34 protein-coding genes are annotated in these 21,373 nt (G+C 65.4%); 31 read left to right on the plus strand and 3 right to left on the minus strand.

What is annotated here, in order from left to right:
* The first annotated feature begins 664 nt into the window (after positions 1–664).
* Positions 665–1,081 carry a thermonuclease family protein gene (locus WJU27_RS08050; RefSeq protein WP_341421747.1) on the plus strand — a complete coding sequence of 139 codons (417 nt, stop codon included), beginning with the start codon at positions 665–667 and terminating at the stop codon, positions 1,079–1,081.
* Positions 1,078–1,305 carry a hypothetical protein gene (locus WJU27_RS08055; protein WP_341421748.1) on the plus strand — a complete coding sequence of 76 codons (228 nt, stop codon included), beginning with the start codon at positions 1,078–1,080 and terminating at the stop codon, positions 1,303–1,305. Before WJU27_RS08050 ends, WJU27_RS08055 begins: the two co-directional genes overlap by 4 nt.
* Positions 1,306–1,371: 66 nt before the next feature.
* Here the strand turns inward: WJU27_RS08055 and WJU27_RS08060 are convergent, their stop codons facing one another.
* Positions 1,372–1,638 carry a hypothetical protein gene (locus WJU27_RS08060; RefSeq protein WP_341421749.1) on the minus strand — a complete coding sequence of 89 codons (267 nt, stop codon included), beginning with the start codon at positions 1,636–1,638 and terminating at the stop codon, positions 1,372–1,374.
* Positions 1,639–1,923: 285 nt separating this feature from the next.
* On the opposite strand from WJU27_RS08060, the gene WJU27_RS08065 reads away from it, so the two are divergent.
* From WJU27_RS08065 to WJU27_RS08160, 20 genes are all read left to right on the plus strand, one after another.
* Positions 1,924–2,259, plus strand: a complete 336-nt coding sequence (locus WJU27_RS08065; protein WP_341421750.1) for a hypothetical protein — start codon at positions 1,924–1,926, stop codon at positions 2,257–2,259.
* Entirely contained in the window at positions 2,256–2,648 is a 393-nt protein-coding gene (locus WJU27_RS08070) for a hypothetical protein (RefSeq protein WP_341421751.1), read from the plus strand. Before WJU27_RS08065 ends, WJU27_RS08070 begins: the two co-directional genes overlap by 4 nt.
* Positions 2,649–2,750: 102 nt before the next feature.
* On the plus strand, positions 2,751–3,005 hold the full coding sequence (locus WJU27_RS08075; RefSeq protein WP_341421752.1) for a hypothetical protein: 255 nt from the start codon (positions 2,751–2,753) through the stop codon (positions 3,003–3,005).
* Positions 3,002–3,823: a RecB family exonuclease gene (locus WJU27_RS08080; protein WP_341421753.1), complete on the plus strand. Its 822-nt coding sequence runs from the start codon at positions 3,002–3,004 to the stop codon at positions 3,821–3,823. Before WJU27_RS08075 ends, WJU27_RS08080 begins: the two co-directional genes overlap by 4 nt.
* 11 nt (positions 3,824–3,834) lie before the next feature.
* On the plus strand, positions 3,835–4,863 hold the full coding sequence (locus WJU27_RS08085; protein WP_341421754.1) for a hypothetical protein: 1,029 nt from the start codon (positions 3,835–3,837) through the stop codon (positions 4,861–4,863).
* A 6-nt stretch (positions 4,864–4,869) separates the two neighbouring features.
* Positions 4,870–5,811 carry a recombination-associated protein RdgC gene (locus WJU27_RS08090; RefSeq protein ID WP_341421755.1) on the plus strand — a complete coding sequence of 314 codons (942 nt, stop codon included), beginning with the start codon at positions 4,870–4,872 and terminating at the stop codon, positions 5,809–5,811.
* 2 nt (positions 5,812–5,813) lie between these two features.
* A complete protein-coding gene (locus tag WJU27_RS08095) occupies positions 5,814–6,473 on the plus strand; it encodes a DUF1281 family ferredoxin-like fold protein (RefSeq protein WP_341421756.1) in 660 nt (219 codons plus the stop codon).
* A complete protein-coding gene (locus WJU27_RS08100; RefSeq protein WP_341421757.1) occupies positions 6,470–8,302 on the plus strand; it encodes an ATP-binding protein in 1,833 nt (610 codons plus the stop codon). Before WJU27_RS08095 ends, WJU27_RS08100 begins: the two co-directional genes overlap by 4 nt.
* Positions 8,302–8,883, plus strand: a complete 582-nt coding sequence (locus WJU27_RS08105) for a hypothetical protein (RefSeq protein WP_341421758.1) — start codon at positions 8,302–8,304, stop codon at positions 8,881–8,883. Before WJU27_RS08100 ends, WJU27_RS08105 begins: the two co-directional genes overlap by 1 nt.
* The gene (locus tag WJU27_RS08110; protein WP_341421759.1) at positions 8,880–9,191 is read left to right on the plus strand and encodes a DUF4406 domain-containing protein; all 312 of its coding nucleotides are present in this window, start codon (positions 8,880–8,882) and stop codon (positions 9,189–9,191) included. The genes WJU27_RS08105 and WJU27_RS08110 overlap by 4 nt, the downstream gene beginning before the upstream one ends.
* Positions 9,188–11,038: a DNA cytosine methyltransferase gene (locus tag WJU27_RS08115; protein ID WP_341421760.1), complete on the plus strand. Its 1,851-nt coding sequence runs from the start codon at positions 9,188–9,190 to the stop codon at positions 11,036–11,038. The genes WJU27_RS08110 and WJU27_RS08115 overlap by 4 nt, the downstream gene beginning before the upstream one ends.
* Positions 11,038–11,526, plus strand: a complete 489-nt coding sequence (gene ssb / locus WJU27_RS08120) for a single-stranded DNA-binding protein (protein ID WP_341421761.1) — start codon at positions 11,038–11,040, stop codon at positions 11,524–11,526. Before WJU27_RS08115 ends, ssb begins: the two co-directional genes overlap by 1 nt.
* A gap of 10 nt (positions 11,527–11,536) precedes the next feature.
* Positions 11,537–11,986 carry a hypothetical protein gene (locus WJU27_RS08125; RefSeq protein ID WP_341421762.1) on the plus strand — a complete coding sequence of 150 codons (450 nt, stop codon included), beginning with the start codon at positions 11,537–11,539 and terminating at the stop codon, positions 11,984–11,986.
* The gene (locus WJU27_RS08130; RefSeq protein WP_341421763.1) at positions 11,979–13,001 is read left to right on the plus strand and encodes a phage Gp37/Gp68 family protein; all 1,023 of its coding nucleotides are present in this window, start codon (positions 11,979–11,981) and stop codon (positions 12,999–13,001) included. Before WJU27_RS08125 ends, WJU27_RS08130 begins: the two co-directional genes overlap by 8 nt.
* Positions 12,998–13,318, plus strand: a complete 321-nt coding sequence (locus WJU27_RS08135; protein ID WP_341421764.1) for a hypothetical protein — start codon at positions 12,998–13,000, stop codon at positions 13,316–13,318. The genes WJU27_RS08130 and WJU27_RS08135 overlap by 4 nt, the downstream gene beginning before the upstream one ends.
* A complete protein-coding gene (locus tag WJU27_RS08140) occupies positions 13,318–13,986 on the plus strand; it encodes a hypothetical protein (RefSeq protein WP_341421765.1) in 669 nt (222 codons plus the stop codon). The genes WJU27_RS08135 and WJU27_RS08140 overlap by 1 nt, the downstream gene beginning before the upstream one ends.
* The gene (locus tag WJU27_RS08145; RefSeq protein WP_341421766.1) at positions 13,983–14,153 is read left to right on the plus strand and encodes a hypothetical protein; all 171 of its coding nucleotides are present in this window, start codon (positions 13,983–13,985) and stop codon (positions 14,151–14,153) included. The genes WJU27_RS08140 and WJU27_RS08145 overlap by 4 nt, the downstream gene beginning before the upstream one ends.
* Positions 14,154–14,162: 9 nt before the next feature.
* The gene (locus WJU27_RS08150) at positions 14,163–14,609 is read left to right on the plus strand and encodes a hypothetical protein (RefSeq protein WP_341421767.1); all 447 of its coding nucleotides are present in this window, start codon (positions 14,163–14,165) and stop codon (positions 14,607–14,609) included.
* The gene (locus WJU27_RS08155) at positions 14,609–14,878 is read left to right on the plus strand and encodes a DUF4224 domain-containing protein (RefSeq protein WP_341421768.1); all 270 of its coding nucleotides are present in this window, start codon (positions 14,609–14,611) and stop codon (positions 14,876–14,878) included. Before WJU27_RS08150 ends, WJU27_RS08155 begins: the two co-directional genes overlap by 1 nt.
* 1 nt (position 14,879) lies before the next feature.
* Positions 14,880–15,947 carry a tyrosine-type recombinase/integrase gene (locus WJU27_RS08160; RefSeq protein ID WP_341421769.1) on the plus strand — a complete coding sequence of 356 codons (1,068 nt, stop codon included), beginning with the start codon at positions 14,880–14,882 and terminating at the stop codon, positions 15,945–15,947.
* A gap of 76 nt (positions 15,948–16,023) precedes the next feature.
* Here the strand turns inward: WJU27_RS08160 and WJU27_RS08165 are convergent, their stop codons facing one another.
* Both WJU27_RS08165 and WJU27_RS08170 read right to left on the minus strand, forming a co-directional pair.
* Positions 16,024–16,416 carry a hypothetical protein gene (locus tag WJU27_RS08165; protein WP_341421770.1) on the minus strand — a complete coding sequence of 131 codons (393 nt, stop codon included), beginning with the start codon at positions 16,414–16,416 and terminating at the stop codon, positions 16,024–16,026.
* A 146-nt stretch (positions 16,417–16,562) separates the two neighbouring features.
* Positions 16,563–17,027 (minus strand): DUF2726 domain-containing protein, encoded by a 465-nt coding sequence (locus WJU27_RS08170; RefSeq protein WP_341421771.1) that lies wholly within the window; start codon positions 17,025–17,027, stop codon positions 16,563–16,565.
* 56 nt (positions 17,028–17,083) lie between these two features.
* Between WJU27_RS08170 and WJU27_RS08175 the strand changes: the two genes are divergently transcribed.
* From WJU27_RS08175 to WJU27_RS08215, 9 genes are all read left to right on the plus strand, one after another.
* A complete protein-coding gene (locus tag WJU27_RS08175) occupies positions 17,084–17,266 on the plus strand; it encodes a hypothetical protein (protein ID WP_341421772.1) in 183 nt (60 codons plus the stop codon).
* Positions 17,267–17,670: 404 nt separating this feature from the next.
* Positions 17,671–18,789 carry a replication initiation factor domain-containing protein gene (locus WJU27_RS08180; protein WP_341421773.1) on the plus strand — a complete coding sequence of 373 codons (1,119 nt, stop codon included), beginning with the start codon at positions 17,671–17,673 and terminating at the stop codon, positions 18,787–18,789.
* Positions 18,770–19,138, plus strand: coding sequence for a hypothetical protein (locus WJU27_RS08185; RefSeq protein ID WP_341421774.1), 369 nt, complete (start codon positions 18,770–18,772; stop codon positions 19,136–19,138). The genes WJU27_RS08180 and WJU27_RS08185 overlap by 20 nt, the downstream gene beginning before the upstream one ends.
* 56 nt (positions 19,139–19,194) lie before the next feature.
* Positions 19,195–19,551: a hypothetical protein gene (locus tag WJU27_RS08190; protein WP_341421775.1), complete on the plus strand. Its 357-nt coding sequence runs from the start codon at positions 19,195–19,197 to the stop codon at positions 19,549–19,551.
* Positions 19,552–19,621: 70 nt separating this feature from the next.
* The gene (locus WJU27_RS08195) at positions 19,622–19,915 is read left to right on the plus strand and encodes a hypothetical protein (protein ID WP_341421776.1); all 294 of its coding nucleotides are present in this window, start codon (positions 19,622–19,624) and stop codon (positions 19,913–19,915) included.
* Between the two features lie 50 nt (positions 19,916–19,965).
* The gene (locus WJU27_RS08200) at positions 19,966–20,229 is read left to right on the plus strand and encodes a hypothetical protein (RefSeq protein WP_341421777.1); all 264 of its coding nucleotides are present in this window, start codon (positions 19,966–19,968) and stop codon (positions 20,227–20,229) included.
* A complete protein-coding gene (locus WJU27_RS08205) occupies positions 20,226–20,438 on the plus strand; it encodes a hypothetical protein (RefSeq protein WP_341421778.1) in 213 nt (70 codons plus the stop codon). Before WJU27_RS08200 ends, WJU27_RS08205 begins: the two co-directional genes overlap by 4 nt.
* 2 nt (positions 20,439–20,440) lie before the next feature.
* A complete protein-coding gene (locus WJU27_RS08210) occupies positions 20,441–21,055 on the plus strand; it encodes a hypothetical protein (protein ID WP_341421779.1) in 615 nt (204 codons plus the stop codon).
* Complete coding sequence (locus WJU27_RS08215; protein WP_341421780.1) at positions 21,036–21,251, plus strand: major capsid protein; 216 nt, start codon at positions 21,036–21,038, stop codon at positions 21,249–21,251. The genes WJU27_RS08210 and WJU27_RS08215 overlap by 20 nt, the downstream gene beginning before the upstream one ends.
* The last annotated feature ends 122 nt before the right edge of the window (positions 21,252–21,373 follow it).

The following is a 21,373-nucleotide window of genomic DNA, read 5'->3' on the forward strand; positions in this document are numbered from 1 at the left end:
TTGGCGGGAAAGCGGTCACGATATCTGACCTACACCTCCTGCCTTCGACCATAGTTAGAACAGCGCCTGGCACACTTGAACCACAAAACTTCCCTATCACGGAAGAGTCGGCGCGCCGGGCGTCCAGTATCGACGCCGCAGGCGCCGGAGAAGTGGTTGCCACTTGCCGTTTTGTGCGCGATCCCGGGCGGTCGTCGGCGAATAGCCTGGCATGTGACCTCTTGGACATCAAAAAAGTCGCCAAGAAGTCGGGCGACGATCGCACTGCAAAGGCACCAGACCTTGGCCGAGTCGCTTTCCAACCGATCCATCGAGAACGCCTTTTGGAGTTTCAGCTTGGCGCCTGCCAGAAACTGAGTGCTGCTGGGTACTCTGGGGCCGCAAACCGATGTTCGAAGCGAACGAAAAACGCTTTTGAGGTTTTGCTGGCGCACAGCGAAAACTCCGAGCTGCCTCTGTCAGTGTGGGGGTACTGCTCGCAGTTCTGGATTGACGACATGACGCTTGGCGCAAGGTGCATCACCGCTGCCGAGGAGATATGCAAGACAACCTCTCCTGGCGTACTCCAAGACCAGACGGGGTGCCTACAGGTCATGAGCTCCGGTGCGTGGGTAGCCAACCCTAAAGCTCGTTCTCTGACTTTTGACGCTCCTGGAAAATAACTGTGGCGCTGCCCCTCCTGACAGCCCTCGTCGTCGCCATCTCTGACGGCGACACGCTCACGGTGCGCCCGGACGGCGGCGAGCAGCTGCGCGTGCGCGTGGCAGAGATCGACGCGCCGGAGAGCCGGCAGCCGTTCGGGGCGGCGGCGAAGCGATCACTGTCGGACCTGTGCTTCCGCGAGCGCGCTGAGATCAGGCCGCAGAAGCGGGACCGCTATGGGCGCACGGTCGCCCGGGTGACGTGCCGGGGGCAGGACGCCAGCGCGCACCAGGTGCGCAGCGGCATGGCCTGGGTGTTCGAGCGGTATGCGAGCGACCGGAGCCTGTTCCAGCTGCAGGACGATGCCAAGGCAGCAGGTCGAGGCTTGTGGAGTGAGAGGACGCCAGTGCCGCCGTGGGAATGGAGGAAGGCTCGATGAGGCGCAAGAAGGACAACCCGTTGGCGGACCTGAGGGCCTACCGCGTGTCGCGTAACGAGAACCAGACTGAGTTCTGGGGGCGCTTCGGGGTCACGCAGAGCGCGGGCAGCCGGTACGAGAGCGGACGCGAGGTTCCGGCTCCGCTGGCCATGCTGGTGCTGGCGTTCGCCAACGGGCTGCTGGATGAAGCCGCCTTGGCTCGGCTTAGGAAGCTTGCCGAATAGACGGACTTGCACCAGATCGCAAACTATTGATAGCCCGCCGCGCGCGGGCTTATTCTTGCCCGCTCGCTACACCTGCTCCCCGTCCGCCCTGGCCAGCGCTCGCCTGACCAGCTCCCGCCGCGGGTCACCCTCCTCGAACGTCTCGCCCAGCTGGTGAAGCGTCGCGTACATCGTCGGCGCTGAGGCGAACAGCCTCCCGAGGTCAGCGGGTACGTGCGAGCAGATCACCCGGTCCTCGGCATCGAAGACCACGTGCCGCACGTCCCCCACACCGTGCGCTGAGAACCGGAACGGCGCCGCCATCGACCACCGGTTCCGCCACTTCCTCGCCATCTGCCATTCCCCCTGAATCCGCGTCGGTGTTCGACAGCGTACGACTTTCGTCGTCATCCGAAAGGATGAGCCCTGCGCCCGCCGCTTTTCCGTCAATTCGCACTTTCTGCGCTTGACGCAGGAAATTGCGCGCAGTATTCTGCGTCCATGTTCTGCGGTTTTCGCAGAATCTGAGCGCCAGCAAAAGCCCCGAGCGGGCCAGCGCCCTAAGCCGATCCGGCCCTGCCCTCTTCTGGCATCCGTAGGCGACCGGCCACCACTGGCGCACCACGCGATGGAGGGGTCATGGACAGCAGAAGCAGAGCGGAGCAGCAGATCGCGGCCGATGTCCGGCAGCAGATCGAAGCGACCGGCCAGTACAACCCGAAGGACGGCGGCCTGGAGTACCACGGCGCCGACTGCGAGTACTTCGCCCGCCACGCGCTGGCCGTGCTCGCCGCCGGAGGTGCCGACAGCAGCCAGATCGTGGTGCTGCGCGACCTGCGCAGCGATCTGATCGAGCAGATCACGCGCGCCGAGATCAATGCGCGAGCCGACGATTTGGCCGCCGAGATCGACGAGGGGCACGCCGAGCAGCTGGCGCGCCTGGCCGACATTGCGCGGTATGGAGTAGCGGCATGAACGCCCCGCGCTACGACTTCACCGTGCGTGACGACGTGGATTGCCTTGTCGTCGCCGTGTGCAACGAGAACCCTGCGCTGAAAGCCATCGGTGAGGACCAGGGCTACGACGCGCTGATGCAGACGCTGCTGGTGGCCGGCTGCATGTACATGCGCGGCGTGCATGGCATCGACCCGGACCCGAATGCGCCGGCGATCGAGGTGGCCAAGGCAGCCCGCGTGCTGGGCTTCTCGCTGGTCACCCGCCCGAATGGCGACATCGTCGTCGCAACTCCCGGCACCGGCCAGCGCATGGCGGTCGTGGAGCGTGACGCCGCCTACGACCAGACCGAGCGCGGCGCCGCTGTGGCCGACTGCGCTTCAGACGCGCTGGCGCGAGGTGCGGCATGAACGTCCTGCTCGCCATCCTCATCGGCTTGGCCTACGCAGCTGCGGCTTGGGCCGTGGCCCGTGCGGTCGGCCGCATCGCGGACCAGATGGGAGGCCCGGACGATGAATAAGCGCCCCTCCCCCGCCGCCCTGCGCGCTCGAATCCTCGGGCTGCGCTGGCGCCGTGCGCATGCCGCCATGCGCGTGCTGGCCGCCGACAGCATCGCCTCGCAGATCGCGGCAGTCGGCGCCGACGGCTTCGCCCAGATGCGCGCGACCGGCTACCAGATCGCCACGGCGGAAGCGCTGCGCGAAATCGAGCACCAGCTGCGCCGCTACCGGCGCGCCCTCAACCACCTGAAGGAGTACCGCGCATGAATGCGCCTGAACGTCTTCCGTCTCTGACCGTGCGCGCCAGCTCGTGGGCCGGGCTATTTGACTGTGCCTACCGCTGGGAAGGCATCCATCTGCTAGGCATGCGCAACGTCGTCGGCCTGCGCGCGGCGCTCGGCACGGCAATCCACGCCGGCACCGCGGTGTTCGACCAGGCGCGTCTCGACGGCGCCGGCCTGTCCGCTGACGACGCAGCCGGCGTGATGGTCGACAAGCTCCGCGACCCGGAGAACGAGTTCGATCCGGAACGCGACGACATCACGATGACCGAGGCCGAGCGCGTCGGCCTAACGCTGATCACGAAGTACTGCATCGAGGTGTCGCCGAAGTACGACTTCGTCGCCGTGGAGATGCCGACGAAGCCCATGGACATCGACTGCGGTTCGGGTGTCGTCGTGCGCCTCACCGGCACGATGGACCGGGCGCGCATCCGCCGCGCCGGTGACGGTGTCGGTATCGCCGACATCAAGACTGGATCTGCGGCCGTCCAGAAAGGTGTGGCGGTGACCAAGGGCCACGGCCCGCAGATCGGCACCTACGAGCTGCTCTACGAGCACACCACCGGCGAGCGCATCACCGACGACGCCGAGATCATCGGAATGAAGACCAAGGGCACGTCCGAGATTTCCACCGGGCGTATCGCCAACGCGCGTGCCGCGATGGTCGGTTCCGACAAGCACCCCGGCCTGATCCAGTTCGCGGCCGAGATGTTCAAGACCGGCCGCTTCTACCCCAACCCCAAGTCGCTGCTCTGCTCGGAGAAGTACTGCCCGCGCCACGCGACCTGCCCGTTCCACGACTGAGGACTACCGACATGAATGCACCCGCATCCCTTCAACAAGTCCGCGACCAAGTCGCGGCACCGCGCGAACCGAGCCTTCCGGCCATCGTCCCCGGCTTTGGCTCTCTCCAAGGGTTCGAGCTTGCCATTCGTCAGGCGAAGCTGCTCTCGTCTTCGACGCTGGTGCCGGCTCAGTACCGCGCCTTGATCGAGAAGAAGCAAGGCCAGAACGTGTCGTGGCAGGACAACCCGAACGCCATTCCGAATTGCGTGATCGCCATGAACATGGCGCAGCGGATGAACGCTGACCCGCTGATGGTCATGCAGAACCTCTACATCGTGGAGGGACGGCCATCGTGGTCGTCCACCTGGATCATCGCCGCAATCAACAACTGCGGCCGCTTCACGCCGCTGCGCTTCGATCTTGATGACCTCGGCGAGCAGGACGTTGAGTACGACGTTGTCGAATGGGTTGATGGCCGGAAGCAGTGGAAGAAGGTCAAGACCAAGGTTCGCAACTTGCGTTGCGTCGCGTGGGCGGAAGAGAAGGCCACAGGGCAGCGAGTGACCTCGCCGGCAGTCTCGATGGAAATGGCTGTCAAGGAAGGCTGGTACCAAAAGACCGGCAGCAAGTGGCAGACCATGCCGGAAGTCATGCTGCGGTATCGGACTGCATCCTTCTTCGGAAAGCTCTACGCCCCCGAACTGCTGATGGGTCTGCCTTCGTCGGACGAGGCGGGCGACATCATCGATGCCGAGCGCGACAGCACCGGCCAGTTCTCCGTTGATATCGCGTCACTGCGCCCAGCTGCACCCGAAGATGAGCCGGCGCCGGAAACAACCGCAGGTCAGGTGACCGGGACTACCACTTCAGGCGACCCGCAGGACGACGACCTCCGCGCGGTCGAACAGGGACAGGGCACGAACACCGGCGGCAACTGGCAGCCGTCCGCCGAGGAGGCGGCCGAGATGGAGCGCCGCATCGCCGAGGAGGCAGCGGCCGACCAGCAGCGCGCCAGCGCCCCGCGTGGCCGTGGCCAGCGTTCGATGAGCCTGGAGTAAGCCGCCATGATCCGGACCGCAATCGCCTACCACCTCCCGTCCGGCTGGCCGTGGGATGCCGCCGGCACCGCCGAGCTGCTGTCGCGCCGCGTCTTTCAGCCGTGCTCGCCGTCTCAGACGGAATCCAGCGGCTTCGTGCCGCCGCGCGACCAGGCTGAGCTCTGCCACGAAGTGCATGGTCGCTACCTCGTGTGCTTCCAGGTCGAAGAGAAACTGCTGCCGGCTGCTGTGGTCCAGGAGCATGTCGACATCCGTATCGCCGACATCGAGATCGAGCAAGGCTACAAGCCCGGCCGCAAGGAAACCCGCGAGATCAAGGATCAGGTCACCCGCGAACTGCTGGAGCAGGCCTTCACGCGCAAACGCCAGACCCTCGCGTGGATCTGCCGCCAGCGTGGCCTGCTGATCGTCGCCGCCAACAGCGCGAACAAGGCCGACGAGCTGATGGAAGCGCTGAGCGACGCGCTGGAGAACGTGCCCGCGTGTCTTGTGCAGACGCAGCTCACCCCACAGAGCGCAATGACCTCATGGCTTGCAGCCGACGAGGCACCCAAGCACTTCACGATCGACACCGATTGCAAGCTGGTGTCGTCCACCGCTAGCAAGGCCGCGGTCAGTTACACCCGGCACAGCCTCGACGCCGAAGAGATCCGGCACCACATCACGGCCGGCAAGCGCGCCGAGCATCTCGGCCTGACCTTCCGTGACCGCATGAGCTTCATCCTCGGGAGCGAACTGGAGCTGAAGCGGATCGTGATGCTGGACGTGCTCACCGAGTCGCAAGAGCCGACCGACAACGAGATCGAGCACTTCGACGCGCAGTTCCTGCTGGAGGCCAGCGAGATCGAGCAGACCTTCTTGGCGCTGATCGAGGCACACGGCGGCATTGAGGTGCCGAAGCGCGACGACCTCGTCGACCGCGCCGAACAGGAAAGGAAGGCGGCCTAATCATGCCGAACTGGGTAACCAACCGAATCCGCGCTCCGAAGCATGTGATTCAAGCAATGCTCAACGCCGAAGGGCGGGTTGATTTCTCCGCTACATGCCCCTTCCCTGGTCCGCGGGACGAGTGGGATGGCATCTCATGCAACGCCGAAATGGCCGCAGAGATCGTTTGCGGCACCCCCCTGAACCAGAACCCATTGATCGCATCTCTGGAAGCCGGCAATCGGGCTCGATTCGACATCAGGAAATTGAGCGACGAGGACTTCTCTCAGTTCGTCGGCATGCTGGAGAACTACCGCGCCTGCGGGTACCTGCACTCCATGGATTTCGCTCGCAAGGTGTGGGGCACGAAGTGGAATGCATGCGAACCGACTTCGGACCCCGAGGAAGGGACCGCGACATTTGACACCGCATGGTCGTGCCCGGCTGGAGTGCTCACCGAGCTTTCCAAGCGATTTCCGGAAGACACCATCGAAGTCGTGTTCGCGGATGAGGACGTCGGCAGCAATTGCGGACGCTTCTCTCTGAAGGGCGGGATGGTGGTGGAAAGCGACATCGCCCCTGCATGGCGGGACATGACCGACGAGCAGAAGAAGAAGTGGACGGCCTTTGCGTACGAAGTCAAAGGCTGGGTTCCGGAAGAAGACGAGGAGGCGCAACAATGAAGATCACCCGAATCTCCGCCCAGAACTACCTGGGTATCCGCGCGGCCGACATCGTGCTCGATCGCCCGGTCCAGCTATTCGCCGGCCGCAACGGTGCCGGCAAGTCCAGCCTGATGGAAGGCATCCGGCACGCGCTCACCGGTGAGACCGTCCGCGTCAGCCTGAAGAAGGAATACGCGTCCCTACTCACCGAGGGCGCCGAGTCCGGCTTCGTGGAAGTCGTGGCGGACGGCGGCGCCTATGCCGTAGCACTGCCGAGCGGCAAGGGCACATGCTTCGAAGCAGGCGCCATCAACTATGTGCTGGACGCCCAGCGCTTCGCCAGCCTGTCGCCGGACGAGCGGCGCGCCTTCCTGTTCGGGCTCATGGGACTCAGCTCCAGCGGCGAGGCAGTGAAGAAGCGCCTGGCCGACAAGGGATTCGACGACGCCCGCGTCGCGCTGGTGATGCCGCTGCTGCGCGCCGGCTTCGAAGCCGCCTGCAAGGAAGCCCAGAACCGCGCACGTGATGCGAAGGCCGCGTGGAAGACGGTCACCGGTGGCGAGACATGGGGCAAGGACAAGGCGGCCGGCTGGCGCCCCGCCGCCCTGCCGGAAGGTGCCGACCGGGCCGGTGCGCGACTGGAGAACGCCCGCACCAAGCTGACCGAGGCCGACGGTGCACTGGCCACGGCGCAGCAGGCGCTGGGTGCTGCGCGCTCCGCAGCACAGGCATGCGAGGAGCAGGAGCAGCAGCGCGTGCAGCTGGAAGAGCGCGCCGGCCGTATCGAGCGCATCCGCGCGAAGCTGGCCAAGGACGAGGCTGAACTGGCCGACTGGCAGGCGAAGGTCGCCGACGCGAAGGCAGCAGCCGGCGGCGTGAAGAAGGTGCGTGCCGTGCTGGAGGACGCCGTGCTGCGCGGCCTCGCCGAGGTCGCCGCCGAGTTTCTCGGCATCGCGGAGGCCAGCACCGGCATCGTGGTGAGCGACTCCGGCGAGATCCTCGAATGGGACCAGGCGTTGCTGAACCGCGCTCGCGCGCACGTCGCCGAATACCGCGCGCAAAGCGCAACGGCTCCGGCCGAAGATGCGCAGGCCGCCGCGAAGCTCGCCGAGTACGAGAAGGCGCGCGACCTGATGCAGAGCGCTGTAGCCAACGGTCGGCGCGATCTGGCGGCAGCCGAAGCTGCAGAGTCCGCGCTGCAGGCCCTTGATGCCGCTGCCGCTGGCGGCGATGCGCAGAACTTCGACGAGCTGAGCGAGGACGTGCAGCAGAAGATCGAGGCGCGCGACGCGTGGCGTGCCGATGTCGAGAAGTACAAGGCGCTGACCGAGCTGGCCGCGCGGCAGGAGAAGGTTGTTGCCGAGGCCTCCCGGCACCACGCCGACGTGCTGGCGTGGCTGGAGATCGCCGACGCGCTGTCGCCGGACGGCATCCCGGGCGAGATGCTGGCCGAGGCGCTCGGACCGATGAATGCACGGCTGGGCGCCAGCGCTGTTGCTGCTGGCTGGTCGATTCCGCAGATCACGGCCGACATGGAGATCACGGGAGATGGCCGCCCCTACGCGCTGCTCAGCGAGTCCGAGAAGTGGCGCGCCGACGCGATGATCGCTGAGGCCGTCAGCTATCTGTCCGGGCTGCGCTTGCTGGTGCTGGATCGCTTCGACGTGCTGGACCTGGCCGGCCGCGCGGACGCGCTGGAATGGCTTGACGCACTGACCGAGGCCGACGAGATCGACACGGCGCTGGTGTTCGGGACGCTCAAGGCACTGCCCGGTGGCCTGCCGGACAGCATGCAGGCGCACTGGATCGATGGCGGCGTCGTGGGCCAGATGCGGGAGGCGGCGTGATGGACTCCATACAGCTTTCGACACTGGCCGCGCTGGCAGGGAAGTGGCAATCCGAAGCCGATTGCGGCGCAGGAAGCGCAGACCGCCGAGCAGCGCTGCGCGAGTGCGCAGACACAGTGCGCATGCTCTGCGAGGTTCGATTCGAAGACTGCCCGCACGCAGCACCTCATCGGTACTGCGCGGAGTGCCCGGTCTCGCCGTGCCCGATCGGACTTGGCGAGCATGCGGTGGAGAAGCCCGCGAAGTGCGACGGCAATCACGGCGGTCCGCGGTGCGCGGATCCGGAGTGCTGGAACGATGGACCGATCGCGCTGATCCTCGACGAACTCCGCCGCGCCGTCACCAAGTTCCCGACCTGGCCGACCGATCCGCTGCACGCGTTGGCAGTGCTCGGCGAGGAATTTGGCGAACTGACGAAAGCCACTCTGCAGACCACCTACGAGCCGCACAAGTCCAGCCGTGACGATGTGCGAACTGAGGCTATACAGACGGCTGCCATGGCGCTGCGATTCGTCATCAGCCTGGAACGCTACGAATACTCGCAGGGCGTTCAGCACCAGCAGGAAGGACAGCCCGCATGAAGCGCATCTACATCAGCGGACCGATGTCCGGGCTGCCCAATCACAACTTCCCGGCCTTTCACGCCGCTGCGGAAAAGGTGCGTGCGCAAGGCATCGAGGTCGTGAATCCGGCCGAGATCAACGCCGACACCGACCTATCGTGGGAAGAGTGCCTGCGCGCCGACATCAAGGCCCTGTGCGACTGCGACACGATTGCAATGCTGCCCGGATGGGAGAACAGCAAGGGCGCGCACCTCGAAGTGCATGTCGCGCACCGGCTGGGGATTCGGGTTGTCCGGATTGAAGACATCGGCCGAGGTGCTGAATGAAGCGCGACGCCTTCACCACCGCGCCCGACGACGTGCGCGACATCCGTCACTTCCACCTGTTCTGCGGCCTCGGCGGCGGCGCACGCGGCTTCAATGCGGCGAGCGCACGGGTCGGCAACATGGTCGGCCGCTTCCGCTGCCTGGGCGGAATCGACGTCGACCCGGCCTCGATCCGCGACTTCAGCCGGCTGGCCGGCGTGCCGGGCACGGTGCTGGATCTGTTCGACCGCGAGCAGTACCGGGCCTTCCACGGAGCCGAGCCGGCCGCGGGCTGGCGCGAGGCCACCACGGCCGACATTCACCGCGCGGCCGGCGGCGAGCGTCCGCACATCGTTTTCCTGAGCGCCCCTTGCAAGGGGTTTTCCGGGCTGCTCGCCGAGGGCAAGAGCCGCACCGACAAGTATCAGGCGCTGAACCGCCTGACGCTGCGCGGCGTGTGGCTGATGCTGGAAGCGTGGTCGGATGACCCGCCCGAATTGATCCTGTTCGAGAACGTGCCCCGCATCGCCACGCGCGGCCGGCACCTGCTCGACCAGATCAGCGCGCTGCTGCGGCAGTACGGCTACGCGGTCGCCGAGACCACGCACGACTGCGGCCAGCTCGGCGCGCTGGCGCAGAGCCGCAAGCGCTTCCTGCTGGTGGCCCGCCACATGGCGAAGGTGCCGCCCTTCCTGTACGAGCCGGTTTCGCGCCCGCTGCAGGGCGTGGGCACCGTGCTCGGCCGCATGCCGCTGCCGGGCGATCTGGCTGCCGGCCCGATGCACCGCGTGCCGGCGCTGATGTGGAAGACATGGGTTCGCCTCGCCTTCGTCCAGGCCGGCAGCGACTGGCGCAGCCTGAACCGGCTGGCGATCGAGGACGGCAAGCTGCGCGACTACCTCATTGTTCCGGAATACCGCGCCGGCTATCTCGGCGTGATCGACTGGAGCGAGCACGCCGGCACCGTGTCTGGAAGAAGCGGGCCGACCAATGGTGCATTCTCGATCGCCGACCCGCGCTTCGAGCCGTCCGCAAAATGGCGCGATGGCCAGGCCTACGGCGTCCGCACGTGGGACGACAGCACCGGCGCGATCAGCAGCAAGACGATGCCCGGACAGGGCAGCTACTGCGTCGCAGATCCACGCCACGGCGGCCCGGCGAAGCACTCGAACGAGTTCCGCATCGTGCGCTTCGACGAAGCCGCGCGCGCCATCACCAGCGCACACGGCACTGGCCAGTGTGTCAGCGACCCGCGGCCAGCCGGCGAGGTGTTCGGCAAGTACGCCGTCACGCACTTCGACGGCGTCGCCGGCACCGTGATCAGCGGCAGCACCACTGGGCAGGGCGCCTACGCCGTGGCCGACCCGCGCCCCGGCATGCAGCGCCAGCGCGGCGACCACTACCTGACCGGCGGCCATTACGGCGTTGTGCCGTGGGCCAGCAGCTGCGGCGCCGTGTCGGCCTCGGCTTGCCACGACAACGGTCCGTGGACGGTGGCGGACCCGCGGGTTTGCGATTCGGTGCAAGTCGGCGACTTCGGCATGCCGGCTGCGGCCGACCGCCTCGTTGCGCGCATCCGCGCCGAGGACGGCACGTGGCACCGACCCTTCACCACGCTCGAGCTGGCAGCCCTTCAGTCGCTGGTCGATCCGGAGGAAGTGCTCGAGCTGGACGGTCTCAGCGACAGCGACTGGCGCGAGCGCATCGGCAACGCAGTGCCGCCGGACGCCGCGCAGGCTATCGCCGGCGAGATGGGCCGCACGCTGCTGCTGGCGTGGGCCGGCGAAACGTTCACTTTGTCATCCGCCCCGATCTGGGTTCAGCCTGCGCTGGCCGCCCTGACCGTAGCGCAGGGAGGTGCTGCCTGATGGCCAGCGTCAACAAGGTGATCATCGTCGGCAACCTCGGCCGCGATCCGGAAACCCGCTATGCGCCAAACGGCGACGCCATCTGCAACATCACGGTGGCCACGACGGACAGCTGGAAGGACAAGGCCACCGGCGAGAAGAAGGAACAGACCGAGTGGCATCGCATCGGGTTTTATGGCCGGCTGGCAGAGATCGCCGGCCAGTACCTGAAGAAGGGCTCATCGGTCTATGTCGAGGGCAGTCTGCGCACTCGCAAGTGGCAGGACAAGCAGGGTCAGGACCGATACACGACCGAGATCCGCGCCGACAACATGCAGATGCTGGGCGGCCGTCAGGGTTCGAGCGGCAGTGACGCCGGTGGCTACGGCGGCGACTACAGCCAGCCCGCGACGCCGTCGAGCGCGCCGAGCCGTCCGCAGCGTCCTGCGGCTCCCCCTGCGTCGTCCGGCGGTGGCTTCGGCGGCATGGACGACGACATTCCGTTCTGAGGTGAAGACCATGAACATCACAGCACTGTCCGCCGCTAACTTCGCGTTCCAGACGGCGGACATCCAGAAGGGGCAGCGTGTGCTGCTCGCCGGCGACGTTGTGCCGCTGCTCGACAGCTTCCAGCCGGTCGCCGCGCAGGTCACGTGCCTGGTCAGCGACATCGCGCTGGTCGACCAACTGCGCGCCCGCGGCTTCCGTGCTCTGCGCGCCTCTCTCGTCGCGTGGACCGATGCGCAGTGGCTCGACGGTGAGACATTCGACGCGGCCGTGCTCGGCCTGATCCCGGCCGACGTGTCCTTCGCGCGCTCGATGTGCGACGCCGCGCAGCTGGTCACCGAGGGTCACGTGATCGCGGTGATGCCGCTGGGTGACCTGGGCAGCGAAGGCGAGTGGACAAGCGGCTACGAGTGGCGCGGGAAGCCGGCCGCGGTGTGGGTGTCGGAGGTGCGCAATGGCTGAGCGCTCGAACATCGAGTGGTGCGACGCCACCTTCAATCCGTGGATCGGCTGCACCAAGGTTTCGCCGGCCTGCGACCACTGCTACGCCGAGCGAGATTTCGACCTGCGCCGGCACGTCGTGCAGTGGGGCGCCGGCCAGGCGCGGAAGCGCACCGGTGACGACAACTGGAAGAAGCCGGGGAAGTGGAATGCGAAGCCGTTCTACGAGTGCGAGGTGTGCGGGCTGCGCACTGACAACCCGATGCTCGCGCAGTGCAAGGGTCCGCACCGGTCGCAGCACATGTGGAAGCCCGCCCGCCGCCGCGTGTTCTGCGCGTCGCTGGCCGACGTGTTCGACAACGAGGTGCCGGCCGCGTGGCGTCAGGATCTGTTCGCGCTGATCGAGGCTACGCCGAATCTCGATTGGCTCCTGCTGACCAAGCGAATCGGCAATGCCGAAAAGATGATCCATGACGCGCGCCTGTCACTGGTCGGCTCCACCCGCCTGATCATCCCCGACGTGCTGCCCAACATCTGGATCGGCGCCACGATCTGCAATCAGGCCGAGGCCGACCGCGACATCCCGAAGCTGCTGGCCACGCCGGCGGCGGTGCGGTTTCTAAGCGTCGAGCCGATGCTGGGGCCGATCAGCTTCGAGGGAATGTTTGCCAACCCCACTCGCGTGAACGACGGCACCAACGCCCTGGAAGCGCTCGACTGGATCATCGTCGGTGGCGAGAGCGGCCCGCGCGCCCGGCCGATGCACCCGCACTGGGCACGCGATCTACGCGATCAATGCGCTGCAGCGGGCGTTCCGTTCCTGTTCAAGCAGTGGGGCGAGTGGGCGCCGGCTGGAGCTTGGTACGAGACTCATCCTGTGTCACTGCCGGTTCGTGCGCTCGGCCCGAGCGGCTGGACAGACAGCGGCGACGTGGCTGCGGATTCCGACTACGTGGTGCGCATCGGCAAGAAGGCCGCCGGCCGCCTGCTCGACGGCCGGACGCATGACGGGTTTCCGGAGCGCTCGGCGCCATGACCCTCACCGAATCCCAGATGCACGACCTCGCCGGCCGGCTGACGCGGCTGCGCGCGATCGACGCCGAGATCTGCACCCAGATCGACGAGCTGATCGGCGCACGCATCCGCCTGCAGGACGCCCGCAACCGCTACCACGCCCTGCACCAGGTCATCACCGGCAACTACGGCCGCGAGAACGCCCCGGCGCCCGACCTCGCCATCCACGGCCCGCGCCCCGGCCGCCCCAGCACCCGCCCGGCCGTCACCGTGCTCGACCCGTACGAGCAGACCGACGCCAGCGCGCGGCACACCGACCCGACCAGCCAGGAGCGGTGATGAAAGAGCGACCCATCCCTTTCAACGATCCGATGGTGCGCGCCCTGCTGGCCGACACGAAGACGCAGACACGGCGTGAGGTGAAACTGCCGGCCGACGCGAAGCACGTGCGCTACTGGGCGCCGCCATCCGGCCGCTCGGAATCCGGCTACGCCGACCCCGGCGTGAACTACTGGACGCCGGACCCGGGCGGCGAGACCGAAAGCAACCACCTCAACCCGTGCCCCTACGGCCAGCCGGGCGACCGGTTGTGGGTGCAGGAGACGTGGCGCCACACGGCCCACGACCTTGATGAGGCCAGACGAATTACGGAAGACATCATGAGCGGCACCGCTGTCGACTATGCCGCTACCTACATCGACAAGTGCATGCGCGAACTCGGGTTCTCGCGTGATGACGCCGAAATGGCCTTTGACTTCGAGGAGTGGCGCCACCACAGCAAGATGCCCCGCTGGGCAAGCCGCATCCTGCTCGAGGTCACCGCCGTCCGCGTCGAGCGGCTGCAGGACATCAGCGAGGCGGACGCGATGGCCGAGGGTTGCTACACCGACCCAGCATGCCCGGCCTACGACACCTATCGCTCGCTGTGGGAGTCGATCAACGGCCCCGGCAGCTGGGACGCCAACCCGTGGGTCTGGGTAGTCGAGTTCAAGCGGGTGACGCCATGACCGAGCGCCAGACCTGCATCCACTGCGCGCGCGTCTATCTCGCGCAGTCGCGGCACTTCACCGGCCGCCACCGCGGCTTCAGCTTCCAGCTGCTCGACTGGGCCGGAAACCAGCGCCGCCGAGCCATGGCGCTGCGCGATGCCCCGGCACAGCAGTCGCTTTTCTGAGGATTCACGATGCCACTACCCTACGAGAACACCAGCAGCGGCGAGCGTGCGGTGCAGGACATGCAGAAGATCCTGCGCGGCTTCGGCTGCTCGAAGTTCGGCCAGATGCTGGACTTCGAGGGCGGCGAGCTGCTGGTGCAGTTCGAATACCGCGGCCGGCCGGTGAGCGTTCGGGCGTCCGTGAATGGCTACGCCGCCGCGTGGCTGAAGGAACACCCGTACGGCCCGCGCACGAAAGCGACGAAGCACCAGCACGAGGCGCGCGCGAAGGAGATCGCCAGCACCGCTGTCTATTCGATCCTGCGCGACTGGATCAAGGGTCAGATCACCGCGATCGAGACCGGCATCCTGTCGTTCGAGGGAGCCTTCCTCGGGCAGATCCTGCTGCCCAGCGGAAAGACCGTGCTCGAGCATGCCGAGGCGGCGAATCTGCTGCCGGGCCCGAAGGAGAGCTGATGAACGACGGACTTTTCCTGACGGACGCCGAGATCGCGCGCATCTGCGAACCGCTGGTCCAGCCGGCGGCACAGGTGCGGTTCCTTCGCGAACTAGGCCTGACCGTGGCCACGAAGCCGAACGGCCGCGCGCTGGTTGTTCGCAGCCATGCAGAAGCGGTACTGTCCGGGCGAAAGCATGCCGAACCTCAGCAGGGCACAACCGCGCCAGCTGCGGCACCGAACCGCTCAGGATTGATCGAGTTCATCAACCGGAGGCGAGCCGCCTGAAATGGGTCGTCGTCGCAAGCACAACCCTCTCGACCTGCCGGACCGGGTGTATGCCAAGCACGGGGCGTTCTACTACTTCCACCGGCCGTCCGAAGACCATCCGTCCGGACGGTGGGAGCGCCTTGGCACGGACGTCGGACAGGCGAAGGAGCGCGCCAACAGGATCCAGCAGCAGCTGGACGACGGGTTCGGGACCGTCGCCTACTGGCTGGACCAGTTTCTGATCTGGTGCCGGAAGCGCGTTTCCGTCGGCGACCTCGCCCAGCGAACGCTGGACGACTACACGACCGATGCGGAGGTGCTGAAGATCTTCTTCGGCCCGCTCTACCCGGCGGCCGTCGCGCCGAGCCACGTCGGCGAATTCCTGGACACGAACCTTGAGGGCGGCCGAGGCGTGCGCGCAAACCGCGAGAAAGCCTGCCTGTCGTCAATGTTCACGTGGCTAATCCGCAAGGGGCATGCCGGCGTGACGACCAACCCATGCCGCGGCGTCCGCCGCAACCCGGAGAAGAAGCGGGATCGCTACGTCGAGGACGTGGAAATGGCGCAGGCCCTGAAGGACGCGCCGCTGATGGTCTGGGCCCTCGCCCACCTCGTCTATCGCACACTGCAACGGCCGGAGGACATCATCACCTGGACCGAGCGCGACATCGTGCGCCGTCGGCTACCGGACGGCCGCGAGGTGCGTGTCATCCGGAACAACCAGGCGAAGACCGGCGCGATGGTGGACATCGAGGTCACGGCCGAGATCGACGAGATCCTGATCAACCTTAAGGCCGGTGCCGGCAAGCTGCGCGGGATGACCCTGCTGCATCGCCGCGACGGGAAGCCCTACAGCTACGACGGACTGTGCGCGATGCTGAAGCGCCGGCAGGCCGCCGCGAAGGTGGCCAGCTTCGGCTTCTACGACCTGAAGGGAAAGGGGGCGACGGACATGTGGCAGTCCGGGGTGCCGCTGGAGGTCATCCAGGTGCTGTGCGGCCACGACTCGGTGACCACGACAGAGCGCTACGTGAAGCAGCGCTGGAGGGGTGTTGTGCAGCCGAACAAGGTCAAGGCGGCCGTCTAATAGAGCGCACTGGACCACGGCTGGAAGCGGGTTTCCGGGCAGCGCCAAGCCAGATAATATTAGACTGCGGAAACGCCTATTCCTTATCAGGCTTGGCTTTCAAGGCGTTCCGACGCCGGACTGTTAATCCGTAGGTCCCTGGTTCGAGCCCAGGTCGGGGAGCCAAATTCGACGGCCCGCTTTTGCGGGCCGTTTTCTTTTGTGCGCAGTCCTTCCACAGCTTCACCCAATACGCGCGCTCATCGTCGTCCTTCGCACGCTCGACGTTAGCTGCCGCGATCACCTCCATCGGGCTCTTGCTCAGGACATCGGCAATTCTCGCCGCCTGGAAGTCATCCAGGATGCGTCGTCTCGCGCGGTAGTTGCTCATCTGCGCGGTAGACCACTTCATCTTCTTCGCCAGCGCGTAATCGGTTTCAACTCCGAGGGCGGTCTTCGCCTCGTCCAGGTAGTCAAGTAGTGCCTTCATGCCGTATCCCTTCGTGCTCGATAGCAAACAACTGAAGGCTTACGGTAGTTACTTAGCTTTCCGTTGACAAGCTTTCGACAGAAAGCTATAAAACAAGCTAACGTTCGTTAGCTTTCGATGGAATGCCACCTGCTCTTCGCCCTGCCCTACTGCCGCTTCAAGCGTTCGTCACGCTCGGCCTCGTACTGCCGGCGTTTTGCGATGAACGGTGCGATGGCTTTTCGCAGATCTGCCACGGACGGCAGTTCATCCGGGTAGAAAACCAAGAGCGGAATACCTGCCTCCTCCAAGGCCGCCCGCTTCTTCTCATCGGACGCCTTCTGCTTCTCGCGTTCGTGGGTCGGGCCGTTCAGCTCGATGGCCACCACGATGCTGGTGTCGCTCTTGCGAACGACGAGGAAATCCACGCTCTTCCTGCCGATTTCGCCCAACTGGCGATAGGCGCCGCGGCGGTATCCGATGTGGAAGAGCTGCGACATGCTGACCTGACAAAAGACCCTCAGCGCCGGCATGGCTTCATCCAGTCGGTTCAAAAGGTCCTGTTCGCACTTATTCAGAAGCGCGAACTTATCCATGTACTGCGGGCGTGCGTCCGGGACTTTCTCTTCCATACCCCCTCCTCTTTGATACCCGAAGCATATCAAGGTGGAATCTGGAGGCCCGTGTAATGCACCCCGGCTTCCTCACCGTGATCGAAGACCTCGAGCGCCAGCTCGCCGGCCCGATGCCCGCACCCGTGCGCCGCTCGAAGCAGAAGCATCTGCAGAAGGAACTGGACCGCGCCCGCCGTGCCGGCTACCAGGCACAGGCCATCCTCGACGCGCAACGTCGCGGCCGGAGCCTCAAATGAAAACCACCGCAACAAACCATTCCGCATATGCAATACGCGTGGTAGATTTGTCGCGCACGCCTCCTTTTTACGCCCGGAGTCCGATTCTCTCCCTAGGACGCAGTACCGGGCCTCTTCTTTCGCAGGGTGATCAGCCGTGATCGCCCTGCCCCTCTTCTGCTGGGTCTTCATGCGCTGTTACGACTGCGCCTTCCTGTGGCGGGAAGCGCGCTTGTCGTATCTCGGCCGCGAGTCGCGCCCCGCCCTCTCCGGCATCTGCATCGAATGCGGCTCCATCGAGACATTCGAGCGTGGCCGCGCATCGCCGGGACCGCAGGGCACGGCGGGCGCGGCCGCGCCCCCCCTGACTAACAGGGGGGGAACACGGCAGACATCCCAATCGAAGTACCCAAGGAGGAAAAGCCGTGTTCGCTTTCACTGAATCCCATTGGCCCCGTAACCGGCATGGGGAGCGTTTCGTGCTCAACCATCGGGGTGAAGAATCGGTCCTTCTCGAAACCAGCACCCGCGGTGACGGCAAAGCCTTCATCGACTGGCTGACCGTCACCTTCCCGGACAGCGCGATCCACCCGAACAACGGCTGGTCCTGCCTGCCACCCGTTGTCGACGACCACTTCGCTGAAGCACTCGCCGAACGTCTGCAGCAGATCGTCGGCTTCGGCCTCTTCGAGAAGCGCAAGAACGGTCACAAGTTCTATCTGAACTCGTGGTCTCTCGGCACCGATGGCAAGTTCGGCTTCATCGCCGTAGGCGGCCAGAAAGGCACCGTCCTCTTCGAGCTCACCGGCGAAGGCTGCATGCACGCAAAGCCGGGTTGGGAGAAAGCCATGTACGAATGGCTTCTGTCCGGCGAGCTGCTCAAACCCAAGATCACCCGCGTCGACCTCACGCACGACGACCAACAGGGCGAATACAACGTCGACCGCGCCTTCGACGACTGGACCGAGGACCGCTTCCGTCTGCCCAAAGCCCCGCAGTCGCCCGTCATGGCCCAGTTCGGAAACTGGGCCAGGCCCGACGGCCGGGGCCGAACACTGACCGTCGGCCGTCGCCTCTCCGGCAAGTTCCTGCGCATCTACGAGAAGGGCAAGCAACTGGGCGACCGTGAATCGCCCTGGACACGGATCGAACTCGAGCTGAAAGCCGAAGACCGCGTCATCCCCTTCGACACGCTCACCCGCCCCGGCGAATACCTCGCCGGCGCCTATCCCGCGCTCGAATTCCTGAACACCACGCAAACCCGCCTTGCCACGGTACGCCACACCGCAAAGCAAGGCTGGCTCGCGATGATGAAGTACATCCGCCGTGCCGCTGGCCCCGCGCTCACCGTCGCCCTTGCCGTCGTCGGCACCCAGGGCATCGAAGAGCTGGTGTCCGACGTCACCGACCAGGACATACAGCGCCAGATGGTCAAGCGCGGTCTGGACATCCCCTTACACCTCGTCGCCGACTTCGCCGAATCGGACCACGACGCTCCAGGCGACTCACTGAAAGGAAACCACCATGCTGTTCGATATGGCTGAAGCTGAACAGGTCCGCACCGAGCGTCGTGTCGTGCTCGGTGCACGCGGCCGCCAATTCAACATTGACGGAACCCAGTTCGATTACACCGAAGTGTTCATGACGGTGCCGCTGTCGCGTCCGGATGACCCGAACCCGATGAGCTGGGGCCTTGGCGTCGAAGTACTCAAGATGCCGGGCAGCAAGCATGCGATGAACATGAAGCAGCCCGATGCCTTCCTCGCCGAAGTCCAGATCCGCGAATTCCAGGCGGGCAAGGACGTGAAGAAGGAAGTCGTCAGCGTGAAGCCGCTGCAGCTGCTCGGCCAGAACGGGAAACAGTCCGCAGCCCCGCAACCTCCGAAGCCTTAATCTGAGCCCAAGCGTTTCGCATGCGAAACGCTCCATCCACCCGAAGGGAGCAAGACATGAAGATCGAACTGAAGGGCAACGGCCTGACCGTGAATGGTCAGCCCGCGAAGTGGTGGCAAACGGTGCTTGCGCTGCTCGGCGCACCGCTGCTGTTCCTGCTGCTGCTGCTCGATGCGCTGCTGAACGCACCAGGAAAGTTCGGCATGTGGTTCTGCAACACGCTGGGCCGTGCCGGCCTGCCTGAACTGGGCGGCGCGCTGCTGGTGATGTGCAAGCCCTGGGCGCGCTACGAATGGTTGGCCGAAGGCGAAGACGCAGCGCTCGTCGATGTGCTGGAGAAGAAGTACGGCCGACCGATGGCGCATCTGCGCCAACCTCACTTCATACGCGTGCGAGTGATTCGTGACGCATGAAAAGAAAAGAGGCCGCTAGGCGGCCTCTGAAATTCCTTTCGTAGGGCTTTGGCCCAGAAAGGAAAGTGTCATGAAAAAGTCTATCACGTTGTTTGGTTGGAACGTCGCAGTGTCCGTTGATCTGACACCTCTCGATCGTCCCTTTGTCGTCGAAGTCATGGATGCGCGTAAGTCCATTGAACTCGAAGAGTATCGATTCAGGAATCGGAAAGAGGCCGTGCGGCATTTCCGAAGGCTGGTTGATCGGTACATCCGAGAGGGACGGGAGTATCGCGTTTCGATGTCGTGCGACGGCGAGGAACAGGTCGTTGAACGGGTGGGTCGTGTTTATAGATATGACGTCGCATATCGCAGCAAGAAGTAACTCTCTCTAACTAGTCATCCATGGGCCGAAGCCCTACGAAAGGAATTTCGATGATGAACCATCCGCAGCTTGTTCCACCCCCGACCACCGGCACCGGCGAACACCTCTTGTCGCGCGCCGTGTCCGTCCTGTCGGTCACCCGGATCAAAGGCGCCTTCCACGTCGCACACGTCCAGCTCGACAACGACCGCTTCGGCGACGTGCCCTGCGACCCCGACGTGACGAAGTCCGACACCGTGGGCCTGTACAGCACCGTCCAGGTGAGAAACGGCCGCATCGAAGCGCGCCTTCGCCTGCGGAGACTCCACGCATGAACCTGACCACGCACTGCACCGTGCGCAAGGTGAAGCGGGCCGGCAACGGCCTGCGCATCGCCACGGTGGAACTGCCCGACGGCACCTTCGGCGAGCTACCCGCCGAAGAGGGCCTGAAGCCAGGTGAGCCCGCGCAACTGGCGGTGACCGTCGGCCTGCAGATGGGCCGCCTCTACCCGCGCGCCATGCGTGCCGAACGGAAGGGCTGACCGTGAGCTGCTACCAGTCGGACGTCTACGTGCCGCAGTACGACGAGTACGGCGAAGATATCGGCGGACAGACCTACTTCACCGGCTGCCACGAAGACCACGTCGACACGATCAGCGAAGCGGCCGGCCTGACTGGGTTCTTCAACGTCGAGCAGACCCAGTGCCTCACGCTCCAGTACGAGGAAGGCGGCACCTTCCGCTTCCTGTGCGCGGATGCTCAGACCGGCCCCTTCGAGTCCTACGCCTTCCACCTGGCGGACGGCACACCGTCGCCGGCCTACACCGGCGCTAAGGTCGCCTCGATCCGGGGCGGATCAAATGACTTTGGATCGCTGCCGGACTACCCGCAGCAGAAAGGATCTGACATGCAGTGCGTAACCATTGGCGAGGGCGGTGCCCTCGTCCTCCAGAACCCTCAACCCGCAAACCTCAGTGAATGCGGGATGGTGGTGCTCTCGGGCTCGGAAGCGATGGGTAACCCCTTCGCCCTGAGTGCGGAAGCAGGCGCGGCCATTTCGGTCGCAATCATTGGCGTGTGGGCCGTTGCCTTCGGCATCCGCGCCGCAATCCAAACCCTGTCCGTGAAAGGAAGCAACCATGAAGAATTACCTGCGTAAGGTCGGTGGCGTCGTCGTCTCCGCTCCCCTCCTGCTGGCCGGCACCGCCGCACATGCTGGCGGCGGCGGCATCGACGTGTCCGCCGTCACCACGGCCATCGGTGGCGCCAGCGCCCCGATCGCCACCATCGGCGCCGCCGTCCTGGTCGTGCTGGTGGGCATCAAGGTCTACAAGTGGATCGCGCGCGCGATGTAACACCGGCGTAGCCGCAACACAGCAGTAGCAGTTCAAGCAGTAACCCGGGGGGCTGCGGTCGGTCCCGGCATTCACCTGGGGGAAATACGTCATGGGCGCATACGTCATGATCGCGTTGCTGG

Source organism: Methyloversatilis sp. NSM2, from assembly GCF_038066675.1.
Lineage (GTDB): Bacteria > Pseudomonadota > Gammaproteobacteria > Burkholderiales > Rhodocyclaceae > Methyloversatilis > Methyloversatilis discipulorum_A.